Raw genomic sequence first — 11,484 nt, 5'->3', positions numbered from 1 at the left:
AAGGGGGCTTGACCTTGACACTAGCGTCAAGCCCCCAGAGTTGTCCTACCGGAGGTTGACATGCAAATCGGAGAGCTGGCCTTGCGCGCCGGCGTCAGTGCACGGGCGCTGCGCCACTACGAGTCACGGCAACTGATCGAGTCGTCGCGGCTGGACAATGGTTATCGCGACTATGCCTCGTCCATGGTACAGCGCGTGCTGTGGGTTCGCGAGTTGCTCGAGTGCGGCTTCAGTACCCGGCAGATCCGCGGCCTGCTGCAGTATCTGGAGGAGGAGGAAGATAGCGAAGGCTTCCTCGCCTGCCTGCAGCAGCACCTGGAAAAACTGGCAGCGCTGGATGCCCTTCAGGCGCAACTTGCCGAGCGCCGCGAACGCCTGGCGGAAAAGATCGAGCGTTATCTGCCCCTGCACGGGAGCCTGCCGCGCGCCCCCGATCTGCGACCTCCCGGACCAGCTCATTCACAAGCCACGTTGGAGAGATGATGGGAAAGCTAAGCAACAAGGTCGCCCTGGTTACCGGCGGCAACAGTGGTATCGGTCTGGCCACCGCACAACGATTCGCCCTGGAAGGCGCCGAAGTGGTCATCACCGGACGCCGCCGGGATGCGCTGGAGGAGGCGGTCGGGCTCATCGGTGAAAGCGCCGTTGGTATCCGTGCGGACGCCAGCCGGCTGACGGATCTGGACGCGCTGTACCAAGAGGTGGGCGAGCGCTTCGGCCGCCTCGACGTGCTGGTCGCTAATGCCGGCATCATTCGCCCGGCGCCGGGTGATCAGGTTGACGAACAGCAGTTCGACGAGCAGTTCGACATCAACGTCAAGGGTGTCTTCTACACCATCCAGAAAGCGCTGCCGCTGCTGCGCGACGGTGGCTCCATCGTGCTGGTGTCGTCCATCGCCCACCTTAAGGCACTGGAAGCCCACGTGGTCTATGCAGCGACCAAGGCGGCGGTGCGCTCCTTCGCCCGCAGCTGGGCGGCGGAACTCAAAGGCCGCAACATCCGCGTCAACTGTCTGAGCCCCGGCCCGGTGCTGACCCCGATCATCGGCAAGATGGGCATCGGCGAGGCGCAGTTCGATATTTTCGAAAAGCAGCTGTCGGGGCTGATTCCGCTGGGGCGTCTTGGCCGCCCCGAAGAATTGGCGAACGCGGCGCTGTTCCTCGCATCCGACGACAGCAGTTTCATCACTGGTGTCGACCTGTGTGTCGATGGTGGCTTGTCGCAGCTCTGAACCGCAAAAGGCCCGGTGCGAACGCGCCGGGCCTTCTGCGTTGTGCCGGCGTCAGCTTTTGATGAAGGCCAGCAGGTCCGCATTGATAGTGTCGGCGTGGGTGGTGCACATGCCGTGGGGCAGGCCAGGGTAGGTTTTCAGGGTGCCGTGGCGCAGCAGCTTGATCGAAAGGCGTGCGGAGTCGTCGATGGGGACGATCTGGTCGTCTTCACCATGTAGCACCAGCGTCGGCACGGCGATCCGCTTGAGGTCCTCGGTGAAGTCGGTTTCCGAAAAGGCTGCAATGCAGTCGTAATGGGCCTTGGCGCCGCCATTCATACCCTGCCGCCACCAGTTGTCGATTACCGCTTGGGTGGCCTGGGCTCCCGGCCTGTTGAAACCATAGAAAGGGCCCGCCGCTACGTCGCGGTAGAAGTTCGACCGGTTGGCGGCGAGTGCTTCGCGGAAACCATCGAACACCTTCAGCGGCAAGCCGCCGGGGTTCTTCTCGGTTTTCAGCATGATCGGTGGCACGGCGCCGATCAGCACCGCCTTGACGACGCGGCCAGCGCCATGGCGTGCGACGTAGCGGGCGACCTCGCCACCGCCGGTGGAGTGGCCGATGTGCACGGTATTCTTCAGGTTCAGGTGCTCCGCCAGTTCCGCCACGTCGGCGGCGTAGGTGTCCATGTCGTTGCCTTGCGCCGTCTGCGAGGAGCGACCGTGGCCACGTCGGTCATGGGCAATAACGCGGTAGCCCTTGCTGAGGAAGAACAACATCTGGTTGTCCCAGTCGTCCCCGGACAGCGGCCATCCGTGATGGAAGACAATGGGCTGACCACTGCCCCAGTCCTTGTAGAACAGCTCAGTGCCATCGCGAAGTGTGAGGTAGCTCGACTGTCGCTCATTACGCCCACCAACCTTGGCCTGACTGCTACCCACTTGGCTTGCCAGGACTGGGGCTGCTACCGCAACTGCTGCAGCTGCCACGCCGGCGCCCATTATGGCGCGGCGGGAGGTTCCTTTGGTCTTGTCGCTCATGGTGAAAACTCTCGTCTGGTTACCGCTCGTGCGGCGAATGAGGGCCGGGGGACCAGGTCTCGCAAAGCTCACAGGACGATCGCGAGGTAGCCGGAGCACCGGTTCGCGAACCCTATTGCCACGGGAATTTTCGCACCATCGTCTATGGGTATCGGCTAACCGTACCTAGGTTCTGCGAGGGTTTCCAAAGGTGCTATAGCCGCTACTGCCCAGGCCATGTCTTCTATATCGCCAGGCCCATGTGCTTGAACCAATCGCCTGGTGCTCGCGACTGGCCGGTAGCGCCGTCGGCCAAAAGCCATTTGTGATCATCCATGTACTCGGCTGCAGCGTGAATTGGGTCCGCGCTTCACCTTCAGTGAACCGTTTCATGATCGTCCCCGCCAGGTTCTGAACAATCAGAAGGTGAGACAAGCGCAGGTGTTTCACACAGCCTGGCCCCCTTGCGGACCTGAAATGCTGTGCACCAGGATCATCAAGTTGTCAGTTTCGATCATTGAGCCGGTTCAAACGGCTGTTTAATGTCGCAGGCAGACAAACGACGGGGCCCGCCGCTCGGTGAGGCCGCCGCATCCCGTGATCACGCCACCTGGGGACCCTTCCATGGCCGCCGACCGCTACCCGCACCTGCTTGCCCCGCTGGACCTGGGCTTCACCACCTTGCGCAACCGTACCCTGATGGGCTCGATGCACACCGGCCTGGAAGAGCGCCCTGGCGGCTTCGAGCGCATGGCCGCGTATTTTGCCGAGCGCGCCAGGGGCGGCGTCGGCCTGATGGTCACGGGTGGGATCGCGCCCAACGATGAAGGCGGGGTGTATTCCGGCGCGGCCAAGCTCAGCACCGAGGAGGAGGCCGACAAGCACCGCATCGTCACCGAGGCGGTACACGCCGCCGGCGGCAAGATCTGCCTGCAGATCCTGCATGCCGGGCGCTATGCCTACAGCCCGCGGCAGGTGGCACCCAGCGCGATCCAGGCGCCGATCAACCCGTTCAAGCCCAGGGAGCTGGACGAAGCAGGGATCGAGAAGCAGATCGCCGATTTCGTCAACTGCGCCGTACTGGCCCAGCGTGCCGGCTACGATGGCGTCGAGATCATGGGTTCGGAAGGCTATTTCATCAACCAGTTCCTCGCCGCCCACACCAACCAGCGCACCGACCGCTGGGGCGGCAGCTACGAAAACCGCATGCGCCTGGCCGTGGAAATCGTCAGCCGGGTGCGTGTTGCGGTGGGGCCGAACTTCATCATCATCTTCCGCCTGTCGATGCTCGACCTGGTCGAGGGCGGCAGCACCTGGGACGAGATCGAGCAGTTGGCCAAGGCCATCGAGCAGGCCGGTGCGACCCTGATCAACACCGGTATCGGCTGGCACGAGGCGCGCATCCCGACCATCGCCACCAAGGTGCCGCGCGCGGCGTTCAGCAAGGTCACCGCCAAGCTGCGTGGCGCGGTCGGCATTCCGCTGATCACCACCAACCGCATCAACACCCCGGAAGTGGCCGAGGCGGTGCTGGCCGAGGGTGATGCCGACATGGTCTCGATGGCCCGACCGTTCCTGGCCGACCCGGACTTCGTCAACAAGGCCGCCGCCGGGAGCAGCGATGAAATCAATACCTGCATCGGCTGCAACCAGGCCTGCCTGGACCATACCTTCGGCGGCAAGCTGACCAGCTGCCTGGTCAACCCGCGTGCGTGCCATGAGACCGAGCTCAACTACCTGCCGGTGCGCACGGTGAAGCGTATTGCCGTGGTTGGCGCTGGCCCGGCCGGCCTGGCCGCTGCGACGGTGGCAGCCGAGCGTGGCCACGCGGTGACCCTGTTCGACGCCGCCAGCGAGATCGGCGGGCAGTTCAATGTGGCCAAGCGGGTGCCGGGCAAGGAAGAATTCCATGAAACCCTGCGTTATTTCCGCAACAAGGTAGAAAGCACAGGCGTGGCCCTGCGCCTGAACACCCGGGTCGATGTGCAGGACCTGGTCGCCGGGGGCTACGACGAGATCATCCTGGCTACCGGCATTGCCCCGCGCACGCCGGCCATCCCGGGTGTCGAGCATGCCAAGGTGCTCAGCTACCTGGATGTGCTGCTTGAACGCAAGCCAGTCGGCAAGACTGTCGCGGTGATTGGCGCGGGGGGTATCGGCTTCGACGTTTCCGAATACCTGGTGCATCAAGGTGTGGCCAGCAGCCAGGACCGTGAAACGTTCTGGAAGGAATGGGGCATCGATACCCAGCTGGAAGCACGCGGTGGCGTCGCCGGGGTCAAGGCCGAGCCCCATGCGCCGGCGCGGCAGGTTTACCTGTTGCAGCGCAAGAAATCCAAGGTGGGCGACGGCCTGGGCAAGACCACTGGCTGGATTCACCGCACCGGGCTGAAGAACAAGCAGGTGCAGATGCTCAACAGCGTCGAGTACCTGTGCATCGACGATGCCGGCCTGCACATTCGCGTGGCCGACGGCGAGCCGCAGGTGCTGGCGGTGGACAATGTGGTGATCTGTGCCGGGCAGGAACCGTTGCGAGAGCTGCAGGACGGGCTGGTGGCGGCGGGGCAGTCGGTGCATCTGATTGGCGGTGCGGACGTGGCGGCGGAGCTGGATGCCAAGCGGGCGATCAATCAAGGTTCGAGGTTGGCGGCTGAGCTCTGAGATTGCCGGGGCCGTGACGCGAAAAGGGCGCACAGCGCCCCCGGAGTTCACTGGTAAACTCGCGGCATGTGCCTCGACCTAGCCCAACCCCCCCTGCACCCGCTGCATCTGCCCTGGCTGGAAAGCGCCAGGGTCGAAGCCGCCATCCTGCGCCTGGACCTGATCGACCCGCTGATCAGCGGCAACAAGTGGTTCAAGCTGCGCCATCACCTGCAGCACGCCATGGCCAGCAACGCCGCCGGGCTGATCAGCCTCGGCGGTAACCATTCCAACCACCTGCACGCCCTGGCCGCCGCCGGCAAACGTTTCGGCTTCGCCACCGCCGGCCTGCTGCGCGGGCACGCCCAGGACACGCCGACCGTACGTGACCTGCAGGCGCTGGGCATGCAGCTGCACTGGCTGGGCTACGGCGGTTACCGTGCGCGTAACCAACCCGGTTTCTGGCAACCCTGGCAGGCGCGCTATCCGGGTTGGCAGTGTATTCCCGAAGGCGGTGGCGGGCTGGCGGGGGCGCAAGGCTGTGCCCTGATCCTCGATCAGGCCCGCGCACAACTCGCCGCACTCGGCTGGGCCGACTATGACGCCTGGTGGCTGGCCGCTGGAAGCGGGACGACCATGGCCGGCCTGGTGTTGGCCGAGGAGGGTAGGCATGTGGTGCATGGCGCATTGGCCGTGCCGCGGGGTCATGGGGTCGAACAAGCGCTGGCCGAGCTGGCGGGGACGCAGGGCTATCAGCTCCATGACGCCTGCCGTGGCGGCTTCGGCAAGATCGACGATGAACTGCTGGCGTTCATCGCCGACTGCGAACGGCGCACCGGCGTGCCACTCGAAGCCCTCTATACCGGCAAAGCCCTGCTGGCCCTGCAGCAACAGGTCGAAGCCGGGCTGTTCGCGCCCGGCACTCGCCTGATCGTGGTGCACACCGGCGGCCTGCAGGGCCGGCGCGGTTACTTGTAAGGCAGCATGCGCAATAGCGTGTTGTCGCGCTTGACGTAGTGGTGGTACAGGCCGGCCACGGCATGCATGCCGATCAGCCAGTAGCCCCAGCTGCCAATGCGTTCATGCCAGCCCTTGATGAACTTGGCCTGGTCCGGGTCCGGGCCGATCAGGTGTGGCAGCTCCAGGCCGAAGAACGGCACCGGTTTGTCGGCGGCACTGAGGATCAGCCAGCCGGCCAGCGGTAGGCCGATCATCAGCAAATACAACGCCAGGTGCACCAGGTGCGCCAGCCCGGTCTGCCAGGCCGGCGGCTTTGGTGTGATCGGGGGCGTCGGGTGGCCCAGGCGGATGGCCAGGCGCAGCCAGACCAGCACGAACACGCAGAGCCCAAGCATGAAGTGCAGGTCTTTCATCAGGTTGCGTTCGACACTGTCCTTGGGGAACAGGCCGCGGAATTCGATAAGTGCATAGACTGCGGCCAGCAGCACCAGCATCAGCCAGTGCAGCGCGATGGACAGGCGCGCGTAATGGGGCGCGGGGGTGGTTGAAACCATGAACGGTCCTCGTCATCAGGTGCGGGAAGGCGCTCTTGGCGGCGCTCAGGTACAACTGTACGGGTTATCGGGTGGCGAATCTTTGCGCTGGGTCTGTGAAAATTGTGTTGTCTGCACCGGCCTCTTCGCGGGTAAACCCGCTCCCACAGGGTATTGCACAGCATTCGGGACTTGTGCAGTACCTGTGGGAGCGGGTTTACCCGCGAAGGGGCCAGCACAGACAACATCAGACATCGGGCAGATGTGGCCAATCATCAGCCACTAGGAACACCCGTTCAGCCTCCTGCCAGGCGCCATCAGCTTCTTGCGCCAACCTCACCAGCAATTGCGCCGGTGCCTGCCGCTCCAGCAGGTGCAACCATGCGGCGAACTGCTCCACCTCCCAGCAACCATCCGCTGCGACCCGCGCCGGTGCCAGCCAGGCATGCCGCGGCAGCGGCTGCCAACGTTCACCTTCAGCCATTACCCAGTCCCGCCGCCGCACCCAGCGCCCCTGCAGGTGCTGCGGGTTGGCGCCCTGCGGTGGCTCGGCCTGGCCTGGCCACGGGTAGAACAGATACCCTCCCAGCCACACATGCGCCTGCACCTGGCCAACCCCCAGCTGCGCCAGCACTTCGCGACTGTGCGCATGGTTCGACATGGGCAACTGGTGCCTCGCCAGGTGCGCCAGCTTGGTACCCAGCCGGTCATGACAACCCGGCCCCAGCCAGGTGGCAGGGTCCCGCCCAGCGTGCTCCGGCCCCAGGTACAGCTTGATGGCCAGTTCCAGGTGGTGCACGCCATCGCGGTCGCGCAGCAGCACATCCAGCTCGCCCAGGGTGCGCCCGCCGTCGCGAATCGCCAGGTTCGCCGCCAGCACTTCGATGCCTGGTGCCTGGCCCAGGGCGAACTGCCACAGGCGTTCGTAGTAATGGCCCAGACGCCGGCTGCCCAGCTGTGCCAGCCAGTCGCGCAATGGCCGGTCATCGTCGTCCAACGCCCGCAACCAGCGGCCCAGGCGTTGCGGCTGGTCCGCCCACAGGCTGCCTGCCAGCGGGTGGCGCTGGGAGCAGGGCGGGGCATCGAGCAGCGGCGGCGACAACAGCGCCCAGGCCAGGTCGCGCACGGCGGGGCGGCGTAACTGTCGGGGCAGGTCGTGGAGCAGGGCGAATGGCATCATCCTGCGAGCATAGCCGGTTTGCCGCTGCCCGGTGGTTTCGCCCATAATCGGGGCATTGTCACCCGCCGCAGAGCCTCGCAGGAGCCCCATGGAGCAATTTCGCAATATCGGTATCATCGGCCGCCTTGGTAGCTCGCAGGTGCTCGACACCATTCGCCGACTGAAAAAATTCCTCCTCGAGCGCCACCTGCACGTGATCCTCGAGGACACCATTGCCGAAGTGTTGCCCGGCCACGGCCTGCAAACCTCCACCCGCAAGCTGCTCGGCGAGGTCTGTGACCTGGTCATCGTGGTCGGTGGCGATGGCAGCCTGCTGGGCGCCGCCCGCGCCCTGGCCCGGCACAACATCCCGGTACTCGGCATCAACCGCGGCAACCTGGGCTTCCTCACCGACATCCGTCCGGACGAACTGGAAGAAAAGGTCGCCGAAGTGCTCGACGGCCACTACCTGGTGGAAAACCGCTTCCTGCTGCAGGCCGAGGTGCGCCGGCACAACGAAGCCATTGGCCAGGGCGATGCCCTGAACGACGTGGTGCTGCATCCGGGCAAGTCCACGCGCATGATCGAGTTCGAAATCTACATCGATGGCCAGTTCGTCTGCAGTCAGAAGGCCGACGGCCTGATCGTCGCCACGCCCACCGGCTCCACCGCCTACGCGCTGTCGGCTGGCGGCCCGATCATGCACCCCAAGCTCGACGCCATCGTCATCGTGCCGATGTATCCGCACACCCTGTCGGGCCGGCCGATCGTGGTCGATGGCAACAGCGAACTGAAGATCGTGGTGTCCAAGGACCTGCAGATCTACCCGCAGGTGTCCTGTGACGGCCAGAACCACTTCACCTGCGCGCCCGGCGACACCATCACGGTGAGCAAGAAACCGCAGAAACTGCGCCTGATCCACCCGCTGGACCACAACTACTACGAGGTCTGCCGTACCAAGCTGGGCTGGGGCAGCCGCCTGGGAGGCAGGGACGACTGATGCTCGATCCGGCGCGAAGTTTCGACATCATCGGCGATGTGCATGGCTGTGCGCTGACCCTCGAACGCCTGCTCGACGCCCTCGGTTACAAACGCCAGGGCGGCGTCTGGCGTCATCCGTGGCGCCAGGCGCTGTTCCTGGGTGACATCGTCGACCGCGGGCCACGCATTCGCGAGGCGCTGCATATCGTCCATGACATGGTCGAGGCGGGCCAGGCGTTCTGCATCATGGGCAACCATGAATACAACGCCCTGGGCTGGGTAACCCCGGCGTTGCCTGGCAGCGGCAAGGCCTATGTGCGCGAGCACACGCCACGGCATGCCCGGCTGATCGACGAGACCCTGGCCCAGTTCGCCCAGCACCCGGCGGACTGGCACGACTTCGTCAACTGGTTCTACGAGCTGCCGCTGTTCGTCGACGCCGGGCGTTTCCGCCTGGTGCACGCCTGCTGGGACCCACGCCTGATCGAGCCGCTGCGCCAGCAATACCCCGACGGCTGCATCGACGAGCACTTCATCCAGGCTTCGGCGGTGAACGGCAGCTTTGCTGCCAACGTGTGCAACCGGCTGTTGCGCGGTACCGACATGCGCCTGCCGGACGGGCTGACCCTGACCGGCGGCGACGGCCTGACCCGGGCATTCTTCCGCACCAAGTTCTGGGAGGAAGACCCGCAAACCTACGGCGATATCGTGTTCCAGCCCGACGCCCTGCCAGCGGAAGTGGCCAACACCCCACTTAGCCACAGCCAGAAGAACGCCTTGCTGCGCTATGCCGAAGACGAGCCCATGCTGTTCGTCGGGCATTACTGGCGCAGTGGCCGCCCGGCGCCGATCCGTGCCAACCTGGCCTGCCTGGACTACAGCGCGGTGCTCTACGGCAAGCTGGCCGCCTACCGTCTGGATGATGAAACCCGCATCGACCCGCACAAGTTCGTCTGGGTCGACGTTGACCGCCCACAGGCCAGCCAATGAACATTATCGAAGTGATGCGCCTGCCGCTGTCGGTCGACCTCAGCGGCTTCGTCCACCTGCTGCAGCGCCTGCAGGTGCCGCACCGGGTCAGCGAGGAGGGCGAGGTCCAGGTGCTGTGGGCCCCCGAAACCCTGGCCGCAGACGTCCGCGAACTCTACCAGCGCTACCCCGACGGCAACGCCGACCTCGAACTTGCACAGGACCCTGTGGGAGCGGGTCTACCCGCGAATAGCCCCACACAACCCTCCCTGGCAGAACAGGCCAAAGCCTGCAAAGTCACCACGATCACCCTGCTGCTGTGCTTCATCGTCGCCGGCCTCACCGGGTTGGGCGACAACTTCACCACCATCAGCTGGTTCACCTTCCTCGACTTCCGCGTGCAGGGCGACTACCTGTACTTCAACCCGCTGGCGCAAGGCCTGGCAGAAGGCCAGTGGTGGCGCCTGGTCTCGCCGATGCTGCTGCACTTCGGCGTGCTGCACCTGGCCATGAACAGCCTGTGGTACTGGGAGCTGGGCAAACGCATCGAGCTGCGTCAGGGCCCTTGGGCGCTGCTGGGCCTGACCGTGCTGTTCAGCCTGGTGTCCAACCTGGCCCAGCACTACACCAGCGGGCCGAGCCTGTTCGGCGGCCTGTCCGGGGTGCTGTACGGCCTGCTTGGGCACATCTGGTTGTACCAGTGGCTGGCGCCCAACCGTTACTTCAACCTGCCCAAGGGCGTGCTGGCCATGATGCTGATCTGGCTGGTGGTATGCCTGACCGGCGTGGTCGGCACCCTGGGCCTGGGCCAGATCGCCAATGCCGCGCATGTCGGCGGGCTGCTCATCGGATGCCTGTCCGGGCTCTTGGGTGGGGCGCTGGCCAGGCGTAAACTGTCGGCTTGAATCAGGAGACACTATGTCCACTTTCGCGCAAATGATCGAAAACATCACACCCGAGATCTACCAGAGCCTGAAGCTGGCGGTGGAGATCGGCAAATGGTCCGATGGCCGCAAGCTCACCGCCGAGCAGAAGGAGCTGTCGCTGCAGGCCGTAATCGCCTGGGAGATGAAAAACCTGCCCGAGGACCAGCGCACCGGTTACATGGGCCCGCAGGAATGCGCATCCAAGTCCGCACCGATTGCCAACATTCTGTTCAAGTCGGACTCGGTACATTGATAGAACTCGCACGTGGCTCGTTGAGCAAGATGGCGGTAAGCCTGCAGGCGCCGGTGGTGCAATACAGCTTCCGCCTGGGTGACACCCAGGTGCCGGTCAACCCGCTGATCGGCCAGCGCCTGCGCCTTGAATACCTCGGCGCCATTCACTGCAGCCATTGTGGCAAGCGCACCAAGACCAGCTTCAGCCAGGGTTACTGCTACCCGTGCATGACCAAACTGGCCCAGTGCGACGTATGCATCATGGCCCCGGAAAAGTGCCACTACGACGCCGGCACCTGCCGCGAACCGTCGTGGGGCGAACAGTTCTGCATGACCGACCATGTGGTCTACCTGGCCAACTCATCGGGGATCAAGGTCGGCATCACCCGCGCTACCCAGCTGCCGACCCGCTGGCTCGACCAGGGCGCCAGCCAGGCCCTGCCGATCCTGCGCGTGGCCACCCGCCAGCAGTCCGGCCTGGTCGAGGACCTGCTGCGCAGCCAGGTCCCCGACCGTACCAACTGGCGCACCTTGCTCAAGGGCGATGCCGAAGAACTTGACCTGGTCGCGATTCGCGAACAGGTGTTCGCCGCCTGCGCCGATGGCCTGGGTGAACTGCAGGGGCGCTTCGGCCTGCAGGCGATCCAGCCACTGACCGACGCCGAAGTGGTGCAGATCAGGTACCCGGTCGAGGCCTACCCGAAAAAGATCGTCAGCTTCAACCTCGACAAGGACCCGGTGGCCGAAGGCACGCTGCTGGGCATCAAGGGCCAGTACCTGATCTTCGACACCGGTGTGATCAACATTCGCAAGTACACGGCCTACCAGTTGGCCGTACTTCAGTAAAAGGA

At 64.8% G+C, this 11,484-nt stretch carries 12 protein-coding genes; 9 read left to right on the top strand and 3 right to left on the bottom strand.

From position 1 onward, the window contains the following. Nucleotides 1–60: 60 nt before the first annotated feature. The gene (locus tag ACVWZT_RS01065) at nucleotides 61–483 is read left to right on the top strand and encodes a MerR family transcriptional regulator (RefSeq protein ID WP_296234409.1); all 423 of its coding nucleotides are present in this window, start codon (nucleotides 61–63) and stop codon (nucleotides 481–483) included. After that, nucleotides 483–1,232: an SDR family NAD(P)-dependent oxidoreductase gene (locus ACVWZT_RS01060; protein WP_457467761.1), complete on the top strand. Its 750-nt coding sequence runs from the start codon at nucleotides 483–485 to the stop codon at nucleotides 1,230–1,232. The genes ACVWZT_RS01065 and ACVWZT_RS01060 overlap by 1 nt, the downstream gene beginning before the upstream one ends. 51 nt (nucleotides 1,233–1,283) lie before the next feature. Here ACVWZT_RS01060 and ACVWZT_RS01055 read toward each other — a convergent pair whose 3' ends face one another. Next, complete coding sequence (locus ACVWZT_RS01055; RefSeq protein ID WP_296234412.1) at nucleotides 1,284–2,252, bottom strand: alpha/beta fold hydrolase; 969 nt, start codon at nucleotides 2,250–2,252, stop codon at nucleotides 1,284–1,286. Nucleotides 2,253–2,855: 603 nt separating this feature from the next. Between ACVWZT_RS01055 and ACVWZT_RS01050 the strand changes: the two genes are divergently transcribed. Together ACVWZT_RS01050 and ACVWZT_RS01045 are read left to right on the top strand one after the other, a co-directional pair. Continuing rightward, nucleotides 2,856–4,892: an oxidoreductase gene (locus tag ACVWZT_RS01050; protein ID WP_457467759.1), complete on the top strand. Its 2,037-nt coding sequence runs from the start codon at nucleotides 2,856–2,858 to the stop codon at nucleotides 4,890–4,892. A gap of 66 nt (nucleotides 4,893–4,958) precedes the next feature. Beyond that, complete coding sequence (locus tag ACVWZT_RS01045) at nucleotides 4,959–5,849, top strand: 1-aminocyclopropane-1-carboxylate deaminase/D-cysteine desulfhydrase (protein ID WP_296234419.1); 891 nt, start codon at nucleotides 4,959–4,961, stop codon at nucleotides 5,847–5,849. Here ACVWZT_RS01045 and ACVWZT_RS01040 read toward each other — a convergent pair. Together ACVWZT_RS01040 and ACVWZT_RS01035 are read right to left on the bottom strand one after the other, a co-directional pair. Then, nucleotides 5,840–6,385: a cytochrome b gene (locus tag ACVWZT_RS01040; protein WP_296234421.1), complete on the bottom strand. Its 546-nt coding sequence runs from the start codon at nucleotides 6,383–6,385 to the stop codon at nucleotides 5,840–5,842. The two genes, ACVWZT_RS01045 and ACVWZT_RS01040, sit on opposite strands and share 10 nt — an antisense overlap. A 226-nt stretch (nucleotides 6,386–6,611) precedes the next feature. Then, on the bottom strand, nucleotides 6,612–7,589 hold the full coding sequence (locus tag ACVWZT_RS01035; RefSeq protein WP_457467757.1) for a DUF1853 family protein: 978 nt from the start codon (nucleotides 7,587–7,589) through the stop codon (nucleotides 6,612–6,614). 43 nt (nucleotides 7,590–7,632) lie between these two features. Between ACVWZT_RS01035 and ACVWZT_RS01030 the strand changes: the two genes are divergently transcribed. The 5 genes from ACVWZT_RS01030 to ACVWZT_RS01010 are packed head-to-tail and all read left to right on the top strand — an operon-like array spanning nucleotide 7,633 to nucleotide 11,479. After that, nucleotides 7,633–8,523: an NAD(+) kinase gene (locus tag ACVWZT_RS01030; RefSeq protein ID WP_011532967.1), complete on the top strand. Its 891-nt coding sequence runs from the start codon at nucleotides 7,633–7,635 to the stop codon at nucleotides 8,521–8,523. Next, nucleotides 8,523–9,494 (top strand): metallophosphoesterase, encoded by a 972-nt coding sequence (locus ACVWZT_RS01025; RefSeq protein ID WP_296234425.1) that lies wholly within the window; start codon nucleotides 8,523–8,525, stop codon nucleotides 9,492–9,494. The genes ACVWZT_RS01030 and ACVWZT_RS01025 overlap by 1 nt, the downstream gene beginning before the upstream one ends. Next, the gene (locus ACVWZT_RS01020) at nucleotides 9,491–10,378 is read left to right on the top strand and encodes a rhomboid family intramembrane serine protease (protein WP_457467755.1); all 888 of its coding nucleotides are present in this window, start codon (nucleotides 9,491–9,493) and stop codon (nucleotides 10,376–10,378) included. The genes ACVWZT_RS01025 and ACVWZT_RS01020 overlap by 4 nt, the downstream gene beginning before the upstream one ends. A gap of 13 nt (nucleotides 10,379–10,391) precedes the next feature. After that, nucleotides 10,392–10,652 (top strand): YeaC family protein, encoded by a 261-nt coding sequence (locus ACVWZT_RS01015; RefSeq protein WP_003247224.1) that lies wholly within the window; start codon nucleotides 10,392–10,394, stop codon nucleotides 10,650–10,652. Further along, the gene (locus ACVWZT_RS01010) at nucleotides 10,649–11,479 is read left to right on the top strand and encodes a DUF2797 domain-containing protein (protein WP_457467752.1); all 831 of its coding nucleotides are present in this window, start codon (nucleotides 10,649–10,651) and stop codon (nucleotides 11,477–11,479) included. Before ACVWZT_RS01015 ends, ACVWZT_RS01010 begins: the two co-directional genes overlap by 4 nt. Nucleotides 11,480–11,484 lie beyond the last annotated feature (5 nt).

This window comes from Pseudomonas sp. TE21394, assembly GCF_054057835.1.
The sequence above is the reverse complement of the archived record's forward strand: the minus strand, read 5'-3'. Positions and strand labels throughout refer to the sequence as shown.